The sequence below is a fragment of the Sphingopyxis selenitireducens genome (assembly GCF_051550705.1).
GTDB lineage: Bacteria > Pseudomonadota > Alphaproteobacteria > Sphingomonadales > Sphingomonadaceae > Sphingopyxis.
On record NZ_JBPULG010000003.1, the window covers coordinates 399,395 to 420,565 of the forward strand.

Sequence of the window (21,171 nt, forward strand, 5' to 3'; positions counted from 1 at the left end):
ACATTATGTGAAATCATATTGTCTTTGACTGTGCATATTATGTAACATCCTGCGTTCAGTCTATCGGGCAGTCTATCGGGGCGGGAGAAGGAAATGTTGCGATTTATGATGCGGGCGATGGTGGTGCCGCTGCTTGCTGCGCTTGGCCTCGCGCTCGCACCGGTTGGGGCGAAGGAGGCCAAGCCGAAGGCATATGAGCATTATGTCTTCGGAAAGCTTGATACCCCCACCCCCGGCCCGGTGTCGGGGGGCCTGCTGTTGATGGGCGGCGGCGATCGCAATATCGACGCGATGAAGTGGTTCTTCGGCAAAGCCGGAAACGGCCATATCGTCGTGATCAGCGCGTCTTATGGCAAAGAGATCGGCCAGGAATTCTACAAGGATATCGGCGGTATCCAGTCGACCGAAATCTTTGTCTTTCACAGCCGCACGCAGGCGACGAACAAGAAAATCCTCGAACGTCTGCGCAAAGCGGACGGCATTTTCATCGCGGGCGGGGATCAGGCGCGTTACGTCCGATACTGGCGCGGGACGCCGGTGGGCGACATTCTCAATGCCCATGTCGCCGCAGGCAAACCGCTCGCCGGAACGAGCGCGGGCCTCGCGGTGCAGGGCGAAAAGCTTTACGGCGCGATGGACGATGGCAGCATCACCAGCGCCGAGGCGCTGGCCGATCCGCTGGGCCCCGCAAACACGATCGAGGGGGATTTCCTGCGTTTCGCGCTGCTCAAGGGCGTCGTCACCGACACGCATTTCAAGGAACGCGACCGGCTCGGCCGTCTCTTTGCCTTTGTCGCCAAGGCGCAGATCGGCCGCGCCGACGATGAACCGGCGATGATCGGACTCGGCGTCGATGAAAGCGCCGCATTGGCGGTCGAACCCGACGGGTCGGGTCGCATCTATGCCACCGAACCCGACGGCTATGCCTGGCTCGTCGACGGGGCCGGGCTGCGCGGCGTAACAGGTCGCGGTCCGCTCGACGCCCCGCGCATCCGTGTCAGCGGGGTGGGGCCGGGATCGGTCATCCATCTGCCATCGGGCCGGATCGACGCGCCGGTGTTCGTCCGCGACTATGCGGTACGTGCGGGCGAGGTGGTGGAGGTTCCGCGATGGTCGCTCGCAATCCATGGCGGGGCGGGGGTGATCGAACGCGGTTCGCTGTCGCCCGCCAAGGAAAAGGCATATCGCGCCGGGCTCGACGAAGCGCTGCGCGCGGGCGCGGCGGTGCTCGACAAGGGCGGCGCGTCGCTCGATGCCGTCGCTGCGGCGGTCCGGGTGCTGGAGGATAATCCGCTGTTCAACGCCGGGCGCGGCGCGGTGTTCACCGCCGAGGGCAAGAATGAACTCGACGCCGCGATCATGGACGGCAAGACACTGAAAGCCGGCGCGGTCGCGGGCATCACCCGCACCCGCCACCCGATCGACCTCGCACGTGCGGTGATGGACAAAAGCCCGCACGTCATGCTCGCCGGTCCGGGCGCCGACCGCTTCTCGGTCGAACGCGGCCTTGAACAGGTGGACCCCAGCTGGTTCCGCACCGAGGAGCGCTGGCAGGGCCTTCTGGGCTGGCGCGAAAAGCAGACGGCGGCGATCGATCCGACCCATTTGTTCGGCACCGTCGGTGCGGTCGCGATCGACGCCGACGGCAATCTGGCCGCAGCGACCTCGACAGGCGGAATGACCGGCAAGCGTTGGGGCCGGATCGGCGATTCACCGATCATCGGTGCGGGCACATACGCCAAGAACGGCCAATGCGCGGTATCGGCGACGGGGTCGGGTGAATATTTCATCCGCGAAAGCGCGGCGCGGCAGGTTTGTGATCGCGTCGCGTGGAAGGGCGAAAGCCTGAAGGATGCGGCGCAGGCGACGATCATGGCGGTTGGCGCGATTGGTGGCGACGGCGGGCTGATCGCCATGGGTCCCGATGGCCGCCCGGCCTTTGCGATCAATGATCTGGGCATGTATCGTGGCCGGATGACCGCCGGAGGGGCCGCCGAAACCGCGATCTTCGCCGATGAAAAATGGCCGGACTGATGCCGCAATCGGGGGTCACGCTCGACGAAGTCGACGAGCGCCTGCTCACCCTGTTGCGCGATGATGCCCGCCAGACGATCGCCCAGCTCGCCAAGGAACTCGGCATTTCGCGCGGGCAGATTTATGCGCGCCTCGCGCGGCTGGAGGAGGCGCATGTCGTCGCGGGCTATACCGTCCGGCTGGGCAGCGCGTTCACGGCGAGCCGGGTCCGTGCGCATATGATGATCAAGACATTGCCGCGCTATCATCGCGAAGTCGAACAGGCGCTGGCACAGCTTCCGCTGGTTCAGGCGATCCATGCGATCAGCGGCGAAAATGATATTATCGCGATGCTGGAGGCCGAGGATGGCGCCCAGCTAAACGAGCTGATCGACGAGATTGGCTTGCTCGACGGGGTCGAGCGCACGACGACGTCGGTCATATTGGCGACCAAGGTCGAACGATGATGCAGCGTCGTTTCAGCGCTTGACCCTGTAGCTGCTACAGCGTGCATAAGCTGGCCCGACTCGAATGCGATCGACGGGGATTTTCGATGCTTGGCCGTTTTGACATGGATGCGGGAAAGGCGATGCGATTGTCGTCGGGCGCCGCGCATGTTAGGTGGCGGCCCATGTCGGCGTTTCTGGTCCGTATTGTCCTCGCATTCTCGCTGTTGTTCGGCAGCGTGGCCGTTCCGGCGCTGGCGCAGGCGGAGCCGGGGCACCATGCGCTGGAAATGATCGACATCGATTGCAGCCTGATCGAGGCGCAAGAGTTGGACGGCGAAACCGTCCCGGACGGTGAGCCTGCGCTCCACATCGATCATCATCATTGCTCGGCCTGTATCGAACTCGACGCGGCTTCGCAGGCGCGCGACAGGCCCGTTCCCGATGGCCTGTTCTTCCGTCAGCGCACGGCGGTTCTCGCATCGCGCGCGACCGCGCCGCCGACCCAGCCTCCTTCAGCCTGATCCTTGCTTCGCGCGGGCCTTCGCCCGCGTCGTCACGCATTGATCAGGAGCATTTATGTTGAAATCATTGGGCCCCCTGCTGCTGGCAGGGGCGCTGACCATGACGGGGAGTCCGGCATTTGCGGAACCCGTCACGCTGGCCGACGCACTCACGCGCGGACAGGATGTGTCGCCGCGGATCGCCAAGGCGCGCGCCGAAGTGAAGGCCGCCGAAGGGCGCGCCTTGCAGGCGGGCGTCCGGCCGAACCCGGAATTGTCCGTCGACGTTGAAAATTTCAGCGGCAGCGGACCCTATCGCAGCTTTGGCCAGACCGAGACCAGTGTCGCGGTGTCGCAGCAGTTTGAACTGGGTGGCAAGCGGCGGGCGCGAAAGGCGGTCGCTGCGGCTGAGCGCGATTTTGCCGAGCTCGCGTTGCGGCGTGCCGAGGCGGATCTTGCCTATGACATCGGGGTTGCGCATGCCGAATTGCGTGCGGCCGATGACCGGGCGGGGTTGGCGCAAAGCGTCTTTGCGCGCGCCACCGAATTGGCACGGATCGCCGAAACGCTCGTCGATGTTGGCCGCGATCCGCCGCTGACCAAATTGCGCGCCGATGCGCTGCTCGCCGAGGCGAACGCCGAACGGCTGCGCGCCGCTGGGCAGCTTTTGTCGACGCGTCAACGGCTGGCCTTGCTGATCGGCAGCGACGATCCGGACCTGTCGGCGGTGGCGCAGGATGTCCCGGCGCCGCCCACGCTGGCGACCGATGCGCAGAGCCTCGACGAACGGCTGGCCTCGGCCGAGCGCGATGCGGCGTCGGCGCGGATCCGTCTGGCGCAGGCGGAGGGTGTTCCGGATGTCACCGCATCGGGCGGGGTGCGCAATTTCCGTGAGGGCGGCGAGACGGCGCTGATGATGGGCGTGTCCATCCCTTTGCCGTTCAGCAATCGCAATCGTGGCAATATCGCGGCGGCGCGGGCGGAGGGTGAGGCGGCCGAAGCGCAGCTCGCCCAGGCGCGCCTCGACACGCGCTTCTCGCGCCGGGATGCCGAACTGATGCTGGCGGCCGCCAGCGAGCGCCTGTCGGCGCTGTCGGGTGCAGGGTTGTGGCAGGCGAGTGAGGCCGCACGGATCGCCGGCATTGGCTATCAGCAAGGCAAATTCACGCTGGTCGAGCTGATCGATGCGCAAGAGGCGCTGACCGGTGCCAACCTCAAACTCATCGAAGCGCAGCTCGACCGCGCCCGCGCGCTCGCCGCGCTGGGCCGTGCCAACGCGCAATAGGGATATTGATCATGAACATCATGGAAAACCGTAATTATCTGCTCGCCGCCGTTGCGGTCGGCGCGCTTGTGCTGGGCGGCGGGGGTGTTTTGCTCGGCCGGTCGATGGCGCCATCGGCACCGGCCTCCGCTGCGGCGCCCGCCGAAGCGGAAGAGGAAGGGCATGTCGAGGGCCAGATATTGATGGATGAAGCCCGCGCCAAGGGCGCCGGCATCCTCACCGAAACCGTTCAGGCGGGCGGGCTAGGATCGGAAATATTGGCGCAGGCGATTGTCGCGGCGACCCCCGATGGCGAGGCGGTGCTGACCGCGCGCGCCGACGGCGCGATCACCCGCATCCATCGCCGTCTCGGCGATGCGGTGCGCGCGGGCGATGTTGTCGCTGTGATCGAAAGCCGTGACGCTGCGGCGATCGCTTCGGAACGCAGCTCCGCCTCGGCGCGGCTGGCGCTTGCGCGGTCGACCTATGCGCGTGAGAAGAAATTGTTCGACGCCCGCATCACCGCGAAACAGGATCTGGAAGGTGCCGCTGCCGCGCTTGCCGAGGCCGAAGCCGAAGCGCGGCGTTCGCAATCGGCGGCGTCGGCGGCGAATCTGTCGGGCGATGGCCGCACGCTGGCAGTGACCAGTTTGATTTCGGGCCGGATCACCAAATCGGACGCGCGGCTGGGGGCTTATGTGCCAGCGGGCGCCGAATTGTTTCGCGTGTCGGACCCGCGGCGCATTCAGGTCGAGGCATCGGTGCCCGCCGTCGATGCGCGCCGGGTCCAGCCCGGCGACACGGCGGTCATCGAGCTGCCCGGCGGTGCGACGGTGGGCGCGGTCGTGCGATCGGCGACGCCTGGGCTTGATCCGGAAAGCCGGACCGTCACGGTCGTGCTGGCGCCGGATAGCGTGGTCGAATTGACCCCGGGGCAGGGACTGCGCGCGCGGATCAAGCCGCGCGGAGGCACGGCCTCCAGCCTGATCGCGCTACCCGATGAGGCGGTGCAGTCGGTCGAGGGACGCGATGTGGTGTTCGTGAAGACCGCCAAGGGATTTCAGGCGGTTCCGGTCGTCACCGGCAATCGCGGCGGCGGACGGATCGAGATTGTCGACGGGGTCAAGCCCGGCGCGGTGATCGCGACGCGCGGTGCCTTCATGCTCAAGGCCGAACTCGGCAAGGGCGAGGCGGAGCATTGAGATGATCGAAAAACTTCTCGATGCGTCGATACGCTTTCGCTGGGCGGTGGTCCTCATCACCCTCATCATTTCGGCTTACGGACTGACGCAGCTTTTGAAGCTGCCGATCGATGCCGTTCCCGACATCACCAACAAACAGGTCCAGATCAACACGGTCGAGCCCAATCTGGGGCCGCTCGACATCGAACGGCTCGTCACCTTTCCGGTCGAAACGGCAATGGCCGGCATTCCCGGCCTGCAAAGCTCGCGCTCGATCTCGCGCAACGGCTTCAGTCAGGTTACGGTGATTTTCGAAGATCATACCGACCTTTATTTCGCGCGGCAGCAGGTCGCCGAACGGCTCGCGCAGGCCAAGGGCACTTTGCCCGAAGGCGCCGAACCGCAGATGGGCCCGGTTTCGACCGGGCTTGGCGAAGTGCTGATGTACACGGTCGATTTCGCGCCGACGGCAGCCAAGGCGAAGACCGCCGGCAAGCCGGGGTTTCAGACCGACGGTTCGTACATGACCCCGTCGGGCGAACTGCTGACCGATGAGGTCGCAAAGCTCGGCTATTTGCGCACCGTGCAGGACTGGGTGATCCGCCCGCAGCTTCGGTCGGTGTCCGGTGTCGCCGGGATCGATTCGATCGGCGGCTATGAGAAGCAGTTTGTCGTTCAGCCCGACGCGACGAAACTGGCGAGCTATGGCATCAGCTTCTCCGAACTCGCCGAAGCGCTGGAACGTGCCAATATCTCGGTTGGCGCCCATTTCGTCGAACGCGGCGGCGAGGCCTTTCTCGTCCGCGCCGATGGCCGCATCCGCACGCTCGACGAGATTGGCCGTGCGACCGTGGCGAGCCGGGGCGGGGTTCCGGTGCTGGTGCGCGATGTCGCGACGGTGGTGATCGGGGGCGATCTGCGAACCGGATCGGCGTCGGAAAATGGCAAGGAACTGGTCATCGGCACCGTACTGATGCTCGCCGATGGCAACAGCCGTCTCGTCGCATCGGCGGCGGCCGAACGGCTGAAAGAGGTCGCGCGATCAATGCCGCCGGGGATTGTGGTGAAGCCTGTCCTCGACCGGTCGGAACTGGTCGATGCGACGATCGGCACGGTCGAGAAAAATCTGGCCGAGGGTGCCTTGCTCGTTGCCGCCGTGCTGTTCTGGCTGCTCGGCAACTTCCGCGCCGCGGTGATCGCGACTTTGGTCATCCCGATCTCCTTCCTTGTCATGGGGACGGGGATGAACGTCACGGGCACGTCGGGCAATTTGATGAGCCTCGGCGCGCTCGATTTCGGGCTGATCGTCGACGGGTCGATCATCATCATCGAAAACTGCCTCAGGCGTCTTTCCGAACGCCAGCATCATGAAGGGCGATTGCTCACGCTGTCGGAGCGGTTGCACGAGGTGTTCGAAGCCTCTCGCGAGATGATCAAGCCGACAATCTATGGTCAGGCGATCATCTTCCTCGTCTTCGTGCCGCTGCTGACCTTTACCGGGGTCGAGGGCAAGACCTTCTCGCCGATGGCGATTACGGTCCTGCTCGCGCTGGGCGCGGCGTTCATCGCCTCGCTGACCTTTGTTCCTGCGATGGTCGCCTTGCTCATTCGCGGCAAGGTCGCCGAAAAGGAAGTGAAGGCGATCAGCTGGGTCAAACGCCGCTATGCGCCGCTGCTCGATCGGGTCATTGCGCGCCCCTGGCCGTGGATCGGTGCGGGCGGCGGCACCTTCGCCGCGGCGGTGCTGGCGTTTGGCATGCTCGGCAGCGAGTTTATCCCGGTGCTGGGGGAGGGCAATCTGGCGATGCAGGCATTGCGCATCCCCTCGACCTCGCTCGCGACGTCGCAGGCGATGCAACTTCAGGTTGAAAAGGCGGTGGCGAAACTGCCCGAGGTCGCCTTCATCTATTCGAAAACCGGGACGGCGGAGGTCGCAAGCGACCCGATGCCGCCCAATGCATCGGATACGTTCATCATCCTGAAACCGCGCGACGCGTGGCCCGACGGGGTGCGGACGAAGGATGATGTGATCGAGCGGGTCGAGAAACAGCTCGATCCACTGGTCGGCAATGCCTTTGAAATCAGCCAGCCGATCCAGCTCCGCTTCAACGAGCTGATCGCCGGGGTGCGCGGCGACATCGCGATCAAGCTTTATGGCGACGATCTCGATGAAATGGGCCGGGCAGCCCAGCAGGTCGCGGCGATCCTCAACACCGTCCCCGGCGCGGCCGACGTCAAGGTCGAACAGACGGCGGGCTTTCCCGTCCTCGATGTCCAGTTCGATCGCGACGCCATCGCGCGTTACGGCCTGACCCTGCAGGACGTCAGCGATACCGTCGCGGCGGCGCTTGGCGGGCGTGAGGCGGGCATCATCTTCGAGGGCGACCGGCGCTATGATATCGTCGTCCGGCTCGACGGCGCAACGCGCGACGATCTCGATGCGGTCGGCGCGCTGCCGGTCCTGCTTCCCGGCGAAGGCGGCACGCGCGCTTCGGTGCCATTGAGCGAACTGGCCAAATTCAGCTTCTCCGAAGGACTGAATCAGGTGAGCCGCGAAAATGGCAAGCGCCGCGTCGTCGTACAGGCGAATGTGCGCGGCAACGACCTCGGCTCATTCGTCGCCGAGGCACAGGAAAAGGTGAAAGAACAGGTGAAATTGCCGTCGGGCAGCTTCATCGAATGGGGCGGGCAGTTTGAAAATCTGCAAGCCGCCTCGGCGCGCCTGTCGGTCGTCATCCCGCTGATCTTCGCCGCAATCTTCGGCATCCTGTTCATGGCATTGGGCGGGGTGCGACAGGCGGTCGCGGTCTATTCGGCGATCCCGCTGGCGCTCGCCGGCGGGGTGTTCGCGCTGCTCCTGACCGGTCTGCCGTTCTCGGTCTCGGCGGCGGTCGGCTTCATCGTGCTATCGGGCGTCACCGTGCTCAACGGGCTCGTCGTGATGACGAGCATCAACCAGCGCATCGACGCCGGCAAAACCGTCGATGTCGCGATTGGCGAGGGGGTGATGGAGCGGGTGCGTGCGGTGCTGATGACGGGGATCGTCCCGGCGATCGGCTTCGTGCCCATGGCGCTCGCCACCGGGACCGGGGCCGAGGTGCAGAAACCGCTGGCGATCGTCGTGATCGGCGGGCTGATCACCTCGACCCTGCTGACGCTGTTCGTCCTCCCCGCGATCAGCCACTTGCTGTTGCGCGGGCGATATCCGAAACATGTCGCTGGCGATTACAGCGATGTCACGGCGTTGGGGGGACCCGCGGTTCCGAACCAGGGCAGTTAGGAGAAGCGATGTGAGCGACCCCCACTCCCATGCGGATCACGCCGGTGGCGGTGGTCATGCCGGTCACAACCATGGCGCGGGGGCGAGCAGCAAAAGGCTCGCTCTCGCGCTGGGGCTGACCTCGACTTTCCTCGTGGCCGAAATGGTCGGGGCCTATGTCTTCGACAGCCTCGCGCTATTGTCTGACGCGGCGCATATGTTCACCGATTCCGCCGCGCTCGCGATTGCGCTGGCGGCGGTAAAGATCGGCCAGCGTCCGCCCGACGATCAGCGTACCTTCGGTTATCGGCGGTTCGAGATATTGGCGGCGGCGTTCAACGCGATCCTGTTGTTCGCGGTCGCGGGCTATGTGACGATCGAAGGCATCGGGCGCTTTTTCGACCCGCGTCCGGTTGAATCGCTGGGGATGCTGGCGGTCGCTTCGCTGGGGCTGATCGTGAACCTGATCGCGATGCGCATCCTCGCCGGGGGACGCGACAGCAGCCTCAATATCAAGGGCGCCTATCTGGAGGTGTGGGCCGACATGCTCGGCTCGCTGGGGGTGATCGGCGCGGCGATCGCCATCTATCTCACCGGCTATAATTGGATCGACCCGATCGTCGCGATTGCGATCGGCCTGTGGGTCTTGCCGCGCACCTGGATATTGCTGCGCGATACCACCCATATTCTGCTTCAGGGCGTCCCGCGCGGTTTCGACCTCAATGCCATCCGGACTGCGATGGGCGAGGTTGCGGGGGTCGACGGCGTCCACGACCTCCACCTGTGGTCGGTCGCCGGCGACGACGCCAGCCTGACCGCGCATGTCGCGCTGGCGGGGGGCGCCGACGCCGAGACGGTTCGCCACGCGGTGATCGACATGCTGGGGTCGCGGTTCCACATCTCGCACGCGACGATCCAGGCCGAAACCATCGCCTGCGGGGAGGGCGATGGCATCATCCACCCCTGAATCCTATGTCGCGGCGGCCATTTCCGTCGTGATATGCGCGCCATTTTCCAGCGTGCGATGCACCGGGCATTTCGCCGCGACATCGAGCAGCCGGGTGCGTTGCTCATCGGTCAGCGCATCGCCACGGAGCGCCACCGTCTTCGTGAAAATATCGACTTTTCCGGCGCGCCCTTCGACCTCGCCCTTCCGGTGCGTGACCTCGGCCGCGACATGGTCGAGCGGCCATTTCTGCTGCCGGGCGAACCAGCGCACCGTCATCGCGGTGCACTCGCCCAGCGCCGATGCCAGCAGTTGATAGGGCGACGGGCCAAGGTCTGCGCCGCCCATATCGGCAGGCTCGTCACCGGTCAGGCTGTGGCGGCCGGTGGTGATGCGCACGGCAAAATCGCTCTCGCCGGTTTCCGTGACGGTGGCGCTGATCAGGTCGGTCATCTGTGTCTCCTCGCGCGGCTTTCAGGCTTTTGTGGGCGGCGGCGGTCCGTCGGGCAGGGGGATAAATTCGTCATGGTCGGCATCGGGCAGCTTCATCCGGCCCGCCTTCCAATCCTCGGCCGCCTGCGCCAGCCGGTCCTGCGACGAGGAAACGAAATTCCAATAAAGATAGCGCTCGCCGATCGGTTCGCCGCCCAGCAGCATGACGGTCGATTGTTCGGCGGCACGCAGTTTCGACGCGCCTTTGCCGAGCACCAGCATCTTGCCGGCCTCATAACGCGCACCGTCAAATTCGACCGCACCGGTCGCGACATAAAGCGCGCGTTCCGAGAAATCGGACGGGATTTCGGCAACCGCGCCGGGCGCCATATCCAGATGGGCATAGAAGAGCGGCGAATGAGTGCGCGCCGCGGCGGTCAGGCCAAAGGCACTTCCCGCGATCAAATGCCCCTCGACCCCGCCATCGCTCCAGTGCGGCAGGTCGGCACCCGCGTGGTGCGAGAAGGAGGGCGTCTCTTCCTCATCGGCAGTCGGCAGCGCGACCCACGCTTGAATCCCGTGCAGATGATCGCCGACCGCGCGCGCCTTTTCGAACCGTTCGCTATGGGTAATCCCGCTCCCGGCGGTCATCCAGTTGACCTCCTGCGGCCGGATCGCCTGTTCGGACCCGACGCTGTCGCGGTGCATGATCTCGCCCGAGAAGAGATAGGTGACGGTCGACAGGCCGATATGCGGATGCGGCCGGACGTCGAGGTCGCTCCCAACGCCTGCCGCGACGTCGAGCGGCCCCATATGATCAAAGAAAACAAAGGGACCGACCATGCGCCGCTTGGCGAAGGGCAAAACCCGGCCGACTTCCAGCCCGCCGCCAAGGCTGCGGCGGCGCTGTTCAATCACCATTTCGATCATATCTCATCTCCTCCGTCGGCGGTCAGCCGTCGACAATATCCGAATATTCGGGATGCGCGGCATAGAAGCGCACCATGAAGCTGCATTTGAGCACGGCCTTGCGCCCGCTGGCCCTGATGGCATCGAACACGCCGCGCGCGAGCCGCGACCCGATCCCCTGGCCTGAAACTTCATAAGGCACTTCGGTATGGGTCAGCACGACCCGGCCGTCCTCGATCCGGTAGTAAGCGGCAGCGATCAAATCGTCATCCAGCGCCAGTTCGAAGCGTCGCTGGTCGGGGTTGTCGATGATCTGGTTATCCATTCAATCGAACCTTTTCTGGCCGTTAGGCGAATCCTGTCCGCATCGGCTGTGGGATGCGGACGATTACTATCATTCGCTCTTGCCGGAATTCCAGCAGTTCCGGCGTAAGATAATAGACAGCCCGGGCACGCGCGTCCAAAGACACGCAATGATCGACCATTTCGAAAGCTACAGATTACTGGTCCAGAGTATCGGAGACCGGACCGGGGCACCCGATTCGCTTCTTCACGTCCACGCCGGGATGGCGGTGATGTTTCTCGCGCGGGTGGTGACCAGACGGTCCCTCGCGACATGGACGCCGTTTCTGGTCGTGCTGGCGGCCGCTTTGGCAAAGGAAGCGGTCGATCGGCTTGCCCATGGCGCCTGGCGGATGCCCGACACGATTTTCGACATTATCAACACGATCTTCTGGCCGCTGGTGTTGATGATCGGCCTGCGCTGGAGGCGTGCCCGTCCTGAACGGGGCGCCCATAAAGGCTGAAGCGGGCGCTATCCGCGTCCCGGCTTTGCCTTCGATAATCCGGCGAACTACACTGGATTGGGGGCGCCGGGGGCTAGGATTCTTCGGGCCAATAGAGGCGCATCGGGTTGGCGACGAGCAGCTTGTGCTGGAGTGCGGCGGTCGGCGCGATCCGCGGGATGACATCGACCAGCCCGCCATCGTCGGGGATGTGATGTTCCATATTGGGGTGCGGCCAGTCGGTGCCCCAGAGTACCCGATCTTGATACGCCTCGACCAGCGGGGCGACCGCTGCGACGAAATCGTCATAGGGCGGACCCTTTGGCGAAAGGCGGTCGGGGCAGGTGACCTTGCTCCAGATATCGTCCCGGCTGTCGAGCAATGTGCGAAAGGCGCGCATGTCGGCGCCGTCGGGGCCCTGCGCGACGTCGGGCCGCCCCATATGGTCGATGACGATCGGCACCGGAATCGCGGCGAGGAAGGGGCGCATCTCCTCCAGAATGTCAGCCTCGAAATAGACGACGACATGCCATCCGTCGGGCAGCCTGTGCGCGAGTTCGAGGAATTGATCCTTGGGTGCGTTATCCACCAGCCGCTTGAGGAAATTGAAGCGCACGCCGCGAATGCCTTGTGCGTGGAGCGCCGTCAGGTCGCCGTCCGCTATCGCGGGATCGACGACCGCGACCCCGCGCGCGTTGCCGTTCGACCTGGCTATTGCATCGAGTGTCGCGCGATTGTCGGTCCCGTGGCAGCTCGCCTGAACGATCACATTGCGTGCAAAGCCCAGATGATCGCGCAGCGCGAACAGCATGTCGGGTTCGGCATCCTGCGGCAGATATTTGGCCTGCGGGCTGAACGGAAATTCAGCGGAGGGGCCGAACACGTGGCAATGCGCGTCAACCGCTCCGGCCGGCGGCACATAGTGCGGCTTCGACGGCTGTTCGGCCCAGCTGCGTATCCGGCCCTGTTCGTCTGCGCTCATGCGAAAATCATCCCGTCCATCAGCTTGCGCGCGGTGCGGAGCAGCGCGGCGCTTGCGACGTCGCCATTTGCGCCGAGTTCCAGCACGCAGCTCATCTCGCCGGTCGGATGCTCGACCGACAGCATCTTGCGGGAACCATCGGGGACGACAGCAACCGCGGCGGCGGGCGATCCGTTGATCAGGCAGGCGGTCGCGACGCTGACGGCGCCCAGAACGCCGATCGTCGCATGGGCGCGATGCGGGATAAAGCTGCGCACCGTCACCGCGCCGCCATGTGCGGGCGGGGCGACGAGCATCATCTTGGGGACCGATTTTTCAGTAACATCGCCGAGGTTCATCATCGCTCCGGCCTGCAACCGGATTGCCTCGATCCGGGCCTTGAGCCCGGTCGCGGCGTCGAGTTCCTCGCGGCCTTCATATCCGGTGGCGCCGACATCGCCCGCCCGCAGGACGACGCACGGCATGCCATTGTCGATCAATGTGCAGGCAATGCCGTCGATCATGTCGGCCGCTCGGCCGGTCGGTAGCAGGGCGCCGCACGACGATCCGGCGGTGTCGCGAAATTCGAGCGGGATCGGCGCCGCGCTTCCCGGCACTCCGTCGATCCGCGCTTCGCCATCATAGGACGGCAGGCCGCTCGGGGTTTGAACCGTCGCCACCGCGGTCTGGCCGGTATTGACCATGAAGATCGCGATGCGCGTTTCATCGCCGGTAGCGGCAACCAACCCGCGCTCGATCGCAAAGGGGCCCACCCCGGCCAGCATATTGCCGCAATTCTGGCTGTCGGAAACAATGGCCTGATCGACGAAGATCTGAAGGAAGAGATAGTCGACATCGACGCCGTCGCGGACCGATTTCGATATAATCGCGACCTTGGAGGTCAGCGGGTCGGCACCGCCCATTCCGTCGATCTGGCGCGGGTCGGGCGATCCCATCGCCCGCAGCAGGAACGCATCGCGTTCGGCGGTGTCGGCGGGCAGGTCATCGGCGACAAAGAAGCCGCCTTTCGATGTCCCGCCGCGCATCCACATGCAGCGGGTGCCGTCATTCATAGACAAGGCCCATCGCTTCCAGCTTGCCGCGCATGGCGTAAATATCGAGCCCGAGTTCACCCGCCGCGAGGCGCTGGCGCTTCACTTCCTCATTCGCCTCGCGCGCCTGTGCCTTTGCCAGCACGTTGGCGGCGTCGGCGCGTTTGACGACGCAGGCGCCATCATCGTCCGCGACGATGACATCGCCGGCCTCGATCGCCGCGCCCGCGCAGACGATCGGCACATTGACCGACCCCAGCGTCGCCTTGACTGTGCCTTGCGCGAAAATCGCCCTGGACCACACGGGAAACCCCATCGCGGTCAGGTCGCGTATATCGCGAACCCCCGCGTCGATCACCAGTCCGCGGCATCCGCGTGCGATCGCCGAAGTCGCGAGCAGGTCGCCGAAATAGCCATCCTCGCAGGGACTTGTCGGTGCGAGGACGAGAATGTCGCCCGGCTGCAACTGCTCGATCGCGACATGGATCATCCAATTGTCGCCGGGCGGCGCCGATATGGTCACCGCCGATCCGGCGACCCGCGCGCCGGGATAAATGGGACGCATCCGGCTGGCGAGCAGGCCGATCCGGCCTTGCGCCTCGTGCACCGTGGCAACTCCGCAGGCGGCGAGCCCGTCGATCACCGCTGTCTCGGCGCGGGCGATGTTGCGGACGACGCGTCCTGCCATGATATTCTCCTGAAGTCGGAAGGAGCATAGGGTGCAGCCGGGCTCGCGCTCAATTCACAACTATGCGCGGCCGATAAGTTTTTGCTATATCTGGGGCGATGATATCGCCCTTTGATCTCAACCTCCGGCATCTGCGCGCGCTCACCGCGATCATGGCGCACGGCACGATGAATGCCGCGGCCCATGCGGTGCATATGTCGCAGCCGGCGCTGACTCAGGGACTGGCAAAGCTGGAGCGGCAGCTGGGCGCGGCGTTGTTCGATCGCCGTCCCGACGGGGTGGTGCCGACGGCGGCGGGAACGCTGATGGCGGCGCGGGCCGCCGCGGCGTTCGAACATCTGGCTGCAGCGATGCGCGGGGCCGCCCGTCGCGGCGGGCGCGGCTTTGCGCGGCCCGAGCAGTTGATGACCGCCAGCCAGCTCCAGGCCTTTCTCGCGCTAGCCGATGCGGGCAGTTTTGTCGGCGCGGCGGGGGTGACGGGAGTGTCGCAGCCCGCGCTCCACCGCGCGACCCGTGAGTTGGAACAGGTTTGCGGCGTTGCGCTGGCCGAGCGGCGTGGCCGCGGAGTTGTGCTGACCGCCGCGGGGCGTGCGCTCGCGCGCGGGGTTCGGCTCGCCGCGCGCGAAATCGGGGCCGGAATCGCCGAGCTTTCGGGCGAAGAGGAAAGCGGGGTGATCGCGGTCGGGGCGATGCCGCTTTCGCGCGCGTTGCTGCTGCCCCGGGCGATCGCGACCTTCGTCGGGGGATCGCCGCGCGCGCTCGTCGATGTGGTCGAAGGATCGTGGCGCGAGCTGGTGGAGCCGCTGCGCGACGGAGTGATCGACCTGATGATCGGCGCGCTGCGCGACGAGACGCCACAGGGATTGGAGCAGCATCCGCTGTTCACCGACCGGCTGGTCGTGATCGGGCGCGCGGGGCACCCACTGGCGTCGATGCCCGACCCCGGCCTCGACGATCTGGCGCGGTTCGGCTGGATCGTCGGCCATGGCAATGCACCGCTGCGCGCGCATTGGGATGGCTTGTTCGCAGGGAGAAGCCCGCCCGAGGCGCCGATCGCATGCGGGTCGGTCATGGTGATCCGCGGGATTCTTGTGGACAGCGACTTGCTCACCCTGTTGTCGCCCGATCAGGTGGCGCTGGAGGTTGAGAGCGGGGTCCTTGCCGCGATCGGTCGGCCGCTGGAAGGCGGCGTGCGGACGATCGGGATTACTACCCGGGCAGGCTGGCGACCGACCGCGGCGCAGCGCCGGTTTATTGGTCTGCTCCAAAGCGCAGCAATAGAAACCAGAATTCCGGAAAATAAATAAGCTGTCAGGCAATTGGATTGGCGGCCGTCCTGCACGCTGCCTATGCCCGGCGGATGACCGCCGCCTTCGTCTTTATCGGTTTTGGAGAAGCGGGCGCTGCCTTTGCCGGCGTTGCGCCCGCGCGCGGCTATGACCTTGCGACCGACGATCCCGCCCGACGTAGCGCGAAGCTCGACGATTTTGCCGGCGCCGGGGTGGCGGCATGCGACACGGCGGCCGAAGCACTGGGCGGCGCGCATGCAATATTGTCGCTGGTGACCGCCGATCAGGCGTTGATCGCGGCGCAGTCCGCCGCACCCCTGCTCGAAAATGGCGCGCTGTGGCTCGACATGAACAGCGTCGCGCCGGACACCAAGCGCGCGGCCGCCGCCGCCGTCGAAGCCGCGGGCGGGCGTTATGTCGATGTGGCGATCATGGCGCCGGTCCATCCGGCGCGGCAAAGCGTTCCCTTGCTCGTCAGCGGCCCGCACGCCGAAGCGGGCGCTGCGCTATTGGCCGAGATCGGCTTCACCAATGTCACGGCGATCGCCGGACCCGTGGGCGCGGCCTCGTCAATCAAGATGATCCGCTCGGTCATGGTCAAGGGACTGGAGGCGCTGACCGCCGAATGCTTTCTCGCGGCGCACGCGGCGGGTGTCACCGAACAGCTTCTCGCGTCGCTCGATGCCGGCGGGGCCGGGGGAGGATGGGCCGGGAAGGCCGACTATAATCTCGAGCGGATGATGGTCCACGGGCTGCGCCGCGCCGCCGAGATGGAAGAGGTGGTGAAGACCCTCGACGCGCTTGGGACGGGCTCGGCGATGACGCGGGGCACCGCCGAGCGCCAACGCGCGATTGGCAAGCTGGGGCTGGCCGCGCCCGAAGGGCTGGCGGCCAAGCTCGAGATGCTCGGAACATATGGAAAGGGTGAGGCCGCGTGACGCTGATTATCGATTGCCACGGCCATTACACAACCGCGCCGCCCGCGCATAATGAATGGCGCGACGCGCAAAAGGCGGCGTTTAAGTCCGGGGAGGCGGCCCCGGCCTATCCCGCGATCGGCGACGATCAGATCCGCGAAACGCTGGAGGCGAACCAGCTTCGTCTGCTGCGCGAGCGCGGCGCCGATATGACGATCTTCTCGCCGCGAGCCTCGGCGATGGCGCCGCATGTCGGCGACGAGAGTGTTTCCAGGGCGTGGGCGCGGGTGAACAATGACCTGATCGCGCGCTGCGCCGCGCTCTATCCCGATATTTTCGCGCCGGTGTGTATGTTGCCGCAATCGCCCGGCGCCGACATGCAGGGCTCGATCGAAGAGCTGGAGCGCTGCGTCGATATGGGTTTCATCGGCTGCAATCTGAATCCCGATCCGGGGGGCGGGCATTTCACCGCCCCGCCGCTGACCGACCGTTTCTGGTATCCCTTCTACGAGAAGATGGTCGAACTCGACGTTCCGGCGATGATCCATGTTTCAGGCAGCTGCAATCCGGGGCTCCACGCGACCGGCGCTTATTATATCGCGGCCGACACCATCGCCTTCATGCAGTTGATCGAGGGCGATTTGTTCGCCGATTTCCCGGCGCTGCGTTTCATTATTCCGCATGGCGGCGGCGCGGTGCCCTATCATTGGGGGCGGTATCGCGGGCTGGCCGACATGCTGAAACAGCCAGACCTCGATGGGCATGTCATGAACAATGTCTTTTTCGATACCTGCGTCTATCACCAGCCGGGCATCAACCTGCTCAATGAAGTGATCGACACGCGGAATATCCTGTTCGGCAGCGAGATGGTCGGCGCGGTGCGCGGCATCGATCCGCAGACTGGCTTTCATTTCGACGACACCAAACGCTATATCGACGCGCTGCCGATCGACGAGGCGCAGCGCCATGCGATCTTCGAGGGCAATGCGCGGCGCGTCTTTCCGCGGCTCGACGCCCGGCTGAAAGCGCGCGGACTATGAGCGGCCCACAGGACATCCACGATTATCTCGCGGCGTTCGACGACATTCCCGGCACGCGCGTCTTCACCGCGAAGCGCGCGCGGCAGGGCTATCACCTCAACCAGTTCGCGATGAGCCTGATCAAGGCCGAGAACCGCGAGCGCTGGAAGGCGGGCGAGCGCGCCTATCTCGACGAATGGCCGATGAGCGAGGATCAGAGGCAGGCCGTGCTCGCGCGCGACTACAACCGGCTGCTGGATCTGGGCGGGAACATCTATTTCATGGCCAAGATTTTTTCGACCGACGGACAGAGCTTTCTTCAGGCGGTGAGCACGATGAGCGGCATGAGCCTTGAGGATTATTCGGCGATGATGATCGCCGGAGGACGCTCGCCCGAGGGGCAGCGATCGATCAGGGACAAACGATAATGGCGCGGATCACCGCAGGCGTGGCGTCGAGCCATATCCCGGCGCTTGGCGTCGCGTCGGATCTGGACAAGACCGCCGAACCCTATTGGGCCCCCGCCTTTGCCGGTTATGAATGGACGAAGCGGTGGGAGGAAGAGCAGAAGCCCGACGTGGTGATCCTCGTCTATAATGATCATGCCACGGCGTTCGACATGAAGATTATCCCGACCTTTGCGATCGGATGTGCCGAGGAATATCAGCCCGCCGACGAGGGTTGGGGACCGCGCCCGGTGCCGGTGGTGAAGGGGCATCCCGACCTGGCCTGGCACATTGCGCAAAGCTGCATCCTCGACGAATTCGACCTGACGATCATCAACGAGATGGAGGTCGATCATGGCCTGACCGTGCCGCTGACGATGATGTTCGGAAAGCCTGCCGCATGGCCGTGCCGGGTGATCCCGGTTGCGGTCAATGTCGTCACCTATCCGCCGCCGTCGGGCAATCGCTGCTGGGCGCTCGGCGAAGCGATCGCCCGCGCGGTGGCGAGCTTTCCCGAGGATCTGAACGTGCAGATATGGGGCACCGGCGGGATGAGCCATCAATTGCAGGGCGAGCGCGCGGGGTTGATCAACCGCGAATGGGATAATCATTTTCTCGACCGTCTCGAGGGCAGCACGCAGGAGCTGCGCCACATCCCGCACATCGAATATCTTCGCGAGACAGGATCGGAGGGGATCGAGATGGTGATGTGGCTGGTCATGCGCGGGGCGCTGGGAGCCACGACGCGCACGCTGCACCGTCATTATCATGTGCCCGCGAGCAATACCGCCGTGGGGCATATCGTCCTTGAACCCGTTGGAGAATGAATGTGAAAATTGCTCTCGCCGGCGCCGGCGCCTTTGGTGAAAAGCATCTGGATGCGCTGAAACGGATCGACGGGGTCGAGGTGGTTTCGGTGGTCGGACGGCGGCTGGAGCCGACGCAGGCGGTCGCGGCGAAATATGGCATCGGCCACGCCTGCACCGATTTGGCCGAAGCGCTGGACCAGCCCGGCCTCGACGCGGTGATCCTCGCGACCCCGACCCAGATGCACGCCAGCCAGACGATCCAGTGCCTGGAGGCCGGCAAGCATGTGCAGGTCGAGATTCCGCTGTGCGACAATCTGGCCGAGGGTGAAGCCGTGCTGGCCAAGGCGCAGGAAACGGGACTGGTCGCGATGGTCGGCCATACGCGGCGCTTCAACCCCAGCCACCAATATCTGCACCGCAGGATCGCCGCGGGCGAACTCGATATCCAGCAGATGGACGTCCAGACCTATTTCTTCCGCCGCAAGAATATGAACGCGAAGGGCGAGGCGCGATCATGGACCGATCATCTGCTCTGGCACCATGCCGCGCACACCGTCGACCTGTTCGCATATCAGGCGGGGCCGATCGTCGCGGCCAATGCGATTCAAGGGCCGATCCATCCCGAACTCGGGATCGCGATGGACATGTCGATCCAGCTCAAGGCGGAAAGCGGCGCGATCTGCACCCTGTCGCTCAGTTTCAACAACGACGGCCCGCTGGGCACCTTCTTCCGCTATATCTGCGACAATGGCACATGGATCGCGCGCTACGACGATCTGGTGTCGGGCAAGGAAGAGCCGGTCGACCTGACGGGGGTCGCGGTTTCGAGCAATGGCATCGAATTGCAGGACCGCGAATTTATCGCGGCGATCCGCGAGGGGCGCGAGCCCAATGCCAGCGTCGCACAGGTGATGCCATGCTATCGCGTGCTCGACGCGCTGCAAACGCAACTCGGACGATGAAGCGAGCGGACGGGCGTCATAAGCGCCATGGGCCGTGCCGATTAGCGGTCGAACGGCTGTGACAAGCGCGTGCTGACGGGATCAATGGAGCGCGACATTCGTTTCTGTTGTTCATCCAAACCCATCGTCAGCACGGAGGATTTCATGTCCAACTTCAGGAAAATTTCGGCGTCGCTCGCTGCTATTGCGCTGGTAGCAGCGCCGGTGGCTGCTTCGGCTGCGCCCAGCGCGCGCGCCACTTCGACGACCAGCGGCGAAAATGATCTGGGTGGCAATGCAAGCTGGATCATCGGGCTGATCGGCCTGATTGGCGGTGTGACGGCCGCGCTCATCATCGACAATAACGATGATGACGAGCCTGTCAGCGCCTGACGGCGTTGGCTGCAGATAATGGCGCGCTGGCTTGCCCGCTTGCGGCGAGATGAACGGCGCGCCGTTTCTGCGACAATTTGCTACAATTTTCTGTCAATCCGGCAATCCGCTGGGACAAGTGGCGCCTAGAACGCTGTCATCAGGACGCCCCTTTGGGTCCTTTGACAGGAGTTCGTGACGTGAAAACGAAGATTTCCCTTCTTACGCTGGGTGCCGCGTTGATCGCAGCACCCGTTCTTGCCGCCCCCGGCGACCGGAACATGGGCGACGCCGATGGCAATGGCGTGCTGACCCGCGCCGAGGCGCAGGCTTCGGCGGCACAGATGTTCGCCCGCATGGATGCCAACAAGGATGGCAAGATCGACGCGGCCGATCATGCCGCCCGCCGTACCGAAATGCAGGCAAAGCGCTTTGCCGCGCTCGATGCCAACAAGGACGGCAGCATCAGCAAGGCCGAATGGGATCAGCATAGCGCCGATCGTGCCGCCAAGCGTGCCGAACGAGGCGAAAAGCGCGCGGCTGCGGGTGAAGTCCAGGGCGGCAAGCGCGGTGACGGAATGCGCGGCCATGGCAAGCGAGGCGGCCATCATGGCGGCCGGCATGGCGAGATGGGCGGCGGCTGGATGAAGGCCGATACCAATGGCGACAAGGCGATCAGCCAGGCCGAGTTCACGGCATCGGCGCTCGCTCGCTTCGACCGCATGGATGCGAACAAGGATGGTCAGGTGACCGCCGAGGAACGCCAGGCAGCCCGTCAGGCGATGCGCGGCAAGCGCGGCGCTCCGCCGGCTTCGCCCGCCAGCAACTAAGCCCTTGGCCGGGACCGGCGGCAACGGACAGGCTTTCCCCCTCCGCCATTGCCTTTGCCACCGGTCCCTGCCAGCACGGGTGCGCTCATCGGTCCTTGATCGATGGGCG

General features: G+C 65.0%; 22 protein-coding genes. 16 read left to right on the top strand and 6 right to left on the bottom strand.

Annotation, left to right across the window (positions count from 1 at the left end):
* The first annotated feature begins 93 nt into the window (after positions 1-93).
* The 7 genes from ACSYDV_RS11890 (at position 94) to ACSYDV_RS11920 (ending at position 9,633) form a co-directional block, all read left to right on the top strand.
* Positions 94-2,034, top strand: a complete 1,941-nt coding sequence (locus ACSYDV_RS11890) for an isoaspartyl peptidase/L-asparaginase (protein ID WP_438324027.1) — start codon at positions 94-96, stop codon at positions 2,032-2,034.
* Complete coding sequence (locus tag ACSYDV_RS11895) at positions 2,022-2,480, top strand: Lrp/AsnC family transcriptional regulator (protein WP_438324028.1); 459 nt, start codon at positions 2,022-2,024, stop codon at positions 2,478-2,480. Before ACSYDV_RS11890 ends, ACSYDV_RS11895 begins: the two co-directional genes overlap by 13 nt.
* A gap of 86 nt (positions 2,481-2,566) precedes the next feature.
* The gene (locus ACSYDV_RS11900; protein ID WP_438324029.1) at positions 2,567-2,983 is read left to right on the top strand and encodes a hypothetical protein; all 417 of its coding nucleotides are present in this window, start codon (positions 2,567-2,569) and stop codon (positions 2,981-2,983) included.
* A 55-nt stretch (positions 2,984-3,038) separates the two neighbouring features.
* On the top strand, positions 3,039-4,247 hold the full coding sequence (locus ACSYDV_RS11905; RefSeq protein WP_438324030.1) for a TolC family protein: 1,209 nt from the start codon (positions 3,039-3,041) through the stop codon (positions 4,245-4,247).
* Between the two features lie 11 nt (positions 4,248-4,258).
* Positions 4,259-5,428: an efflux RND transporter periplasmic adaptor subunit gene (locus ACSYDV_RS11910; RefSeq protein WP_438324031.1), complete on the top strand. Its 1,170-nt coding sequence runs from the start codon at positions 4,259-4,261 to the stop codon at positions 5,426-5,428.
* 1 nt (position 5,429) lies between these two features.
* Positions 5,430-8,687 carry an efflux RND transporter permease subunit gene (locus tag ACSYDV_RS11915; RefSeq protein ID WP_438324032.1) on the top strand — a complete coding sequence of 1,086 codons (3,258 nt, stop codon included), beginning with the start codon at positions 5,430-5,432 and terminating at the stop codon, positions 8,685-8,687.
* Between the two features lie 10 nt (positions 8,688-8,697).
* Positions 8,698-9,633 carry a cation diffusion facilitator family transporter gene (locus ACSYDV_RS11920; RefSeq protein ID WP_438324033.1) on the top strand — a complete coding sequence of 312 codons (936 nt, stop codon included), beginning with the start codon at positions 8,698-8,700 and terminating at the stop codon, positions 9,631-9,633.
* 3 nt (positions 9,634-9,636) lie between these two features.
* Here ACSYDV_RS11920 and ACSYDV_RS11925 read toward each other — a convergent pair whose 3' ends face one another.
* From ACSYDV_RS11925 to ACSYDV_RS11935, 3 genes are read right to left on the bottom strand one after another with little or no spacing between them, the layout of a single operon-like run.
* Positions 9,637-10,065: an OsmC family protein gene (locus ACSYDV_RS11925; protein ID WP_438324034.1), complete on the bottom strand. Its 429-nt coding sequence runs from the start codon at positions 10,063-10,065 to the stop codon at positions 9,637-9,639.
* A 21-nt stretch (positions 10,066-10,086) separates the two neighbouring features.
* Positions 10,087-10,974 (bottom strand): pirin family protein, encoded by an 888-nt coding sequence (locus tag ACSYDV_RS11930; protein WP_438324035.1) that lies wholly within the window; start codon positions 10,972-10,974, stop codon positions 10,087-10,089.
* A 22-nt stretch (positions 10,975-10,996) separates the two neighbouring features.
* Positions 10,997-11,278: a GNAT family N-acetyltransferase gene (locus ACSYDV_RS11935; protein ID WP_438324036.1), complete on the bottom strand. Its 282-nt coding sequence runs from the start codon at positions 11,276-11,278 to the stop codon at positions 10,997-10,999.
* Positions 11,279-11,426: 148 nt separating this feature from the next.
* On the opposite strand from ACSYDV_RS11935, the gene ACSYDV_RS11940 reads away from it, so the two are divergent.
* Positions 11,427-11,759, top strand: a complete 333-nt coding sequence (locus ACSYDV_RS11940; RefSeq protein WP_438324037.1) for a hypothetical protein — start codon at positions 11,427-11,429, stop codon at positions 11,757-11,759.
* 73 nt (positions 11,760-11,832) lie between these two features.
* Here ACSYDV_RS11940 and ACSYDV_RS11945 read toward each other — a convergent pair whose 3' ends face one another.
* From ACSYDV_RS11945 to ACSYDV_RS11955, 3 genes are read right to left on the bottom strand one after another with little or no spacing between them, the layout of a single operon-like run.
* The gene (locus tag ACSYDV_RS11945) at positions 11,833-12,720 is read right to left on the bottom strand and encodes an amidohydrolase family protein (protein ID WP_438324038.1); all 888 of its coding nucleotides are present in this window, start codon (positions 12,718-12,720) and stop codon (positions 11,833-11,835) included.
* The gene (locus ACSYDV_RS11950; RefSeq protein ID WP_438324039.1) at positions 12,717-13,772 is read right to left on the bottom strand and encodes a 4-oxalomesaconate tautomerase; all 1,056 of its coding nucleotides are present in this window, start codon (positions 13,770-13,772) and stop codon (positions 12,717-12,719) included. Before ACSYDV_RS11950 ends, ACSYDV_RS11945 begins: the two co-directional genes overlap by 4 nt.
* Positions 13,765-14,439 (bottom strand): 4-carboxy-4-hydroxy-2-oxoadipate aldolase/oxaloacetate decarboxylase, encoded by a 675-nt coding sequence (locus tag ACSYDV_RS11955; protein ID WP_438324040.1) that lies wholly within the window; start codon positions 14,437-14,439, stop codon positions 13,765-13,767. The genes ACSYDV_RS11950 and ACSYDV_RS11955 overlap by 8 nt, the downstream gene beginning before the upstream one ends.
* 98 nt (positions 14,440-14,537) lie before the next feature.
* On the opposite strand from ACSYDV_RS11955, the gene ACSYDV_RS11960 reads away from it, so the two are divergent.
* The 8 genes from ACSYDV_RS11960 (at position 14,538) to ACSYDV_RS11995 (ending at position 21,062) form a co-directional block, all read left to right on the top strand.
* Positions 14,538-15,746: a LysR family transcriptional regulator gene (locus tag ACSYDV_RS11960; protein WP_438324041.1), complete on the top strand. Its 1,209-nt coding sequence runs from the start codon at positions 14,538-14,540 to the stop codon at positions 15,744-15,746.
* 53 nt (positions 15,747-15,799) lie between these two features.
* Positions 15,800-16,666: an NAD(P)-dependent oxidoreductase gene (locus ACSYDV_RS11965; protein ID WP_438324289.1), complete on the top strand. Its 867-nt coding sequence runs from the start codon at positions 15,800-15,802 to the stop codon at positions 16,664-16,666.
* The gene (locus ACSYDV_RS11970; RefSeq protein WP_438324042.1) at positions 16,663-17,685 is read left to right on the top strand and encodes an amidohydrolase family protein; all 1,023 of its coding nucleotides are present in this window, start codon (positions 16,663-16,665) and stop codon (positions 17,683-17,685) included. Before ACSYDV_RS11965 ends, ACSYDV_RS11970 begins: the two co-directional genes overlap by 4 nt.
* Positions 17,682-18,092, top strand: a complete 411-nt coding sequence (gene ligA / locus ACSYDV_RS11975) for a protocatechuate 4,5-dioxygenase subunit alpha (RefSeq protein WP_438324043.1) — start codon at positions 17,682-17,684, stop codon at positions 18,090-18,092. Before ACSYDV_RS11970 ends, ligA begins: the two co-directional genes overlap by 4 nt.
* Positions 18,092-18,937, top strand: a complete 846-nt coding sequence (locus ACSYDV_RS11980; RefSeq protein WP_438324044.1) for a class III extradiol dioxygenase subunit beta — start codon at positions 18,092-18,094, stop codon at positions 18,935-18,937. The genes ligA and ACSYDV_RS11980 overlap by 1 nt, the downstream gene beginning before the upstream one ends.
* 2 nt (positions 18,938-18,939) lie before the next feature.
* Positions 18,940-19,881: a Gfo/Idh/MocA family oxidoreductase gene (locus ACSYDV_RS11985; RefSeq protein WP_438324045.1), complete on the top strand. Its 942-nt coding sequence runs from the start codon at positions 18,940-18,942 to the stop codon at positions 19,879-19,881.
* A 144-nt stretch (positions 19,882-20,025) separates the two neighbouring features.
* The gene (locus ACSYDV_RS11990; protein ID WP_438324046.1) at positions 20,026-20,253 is read left to right on the top strand and encodes a hypothetical protein; all 228 of its coding nucleotides are present in this window, start codon (positions 20,026-20,028) and stop codon (positions 20,251-20,253) included.
* A 179-nt stretch (positions 20,254-20,432) separates the two neighbouring features.
* Positions 20,433-21,062: an EF-hand domain-containing protein gene (locus tag ACSYDV_RS11995; protein WP_438324047.1), complete on the top strand. Its 630-nt coding sequence runs from the start codon at positions 20,433-20,435 to the stop codon at positions 21,060-21,062.
* Positions 21,063-21,171 lie beyond the last annotated feature (109 nt).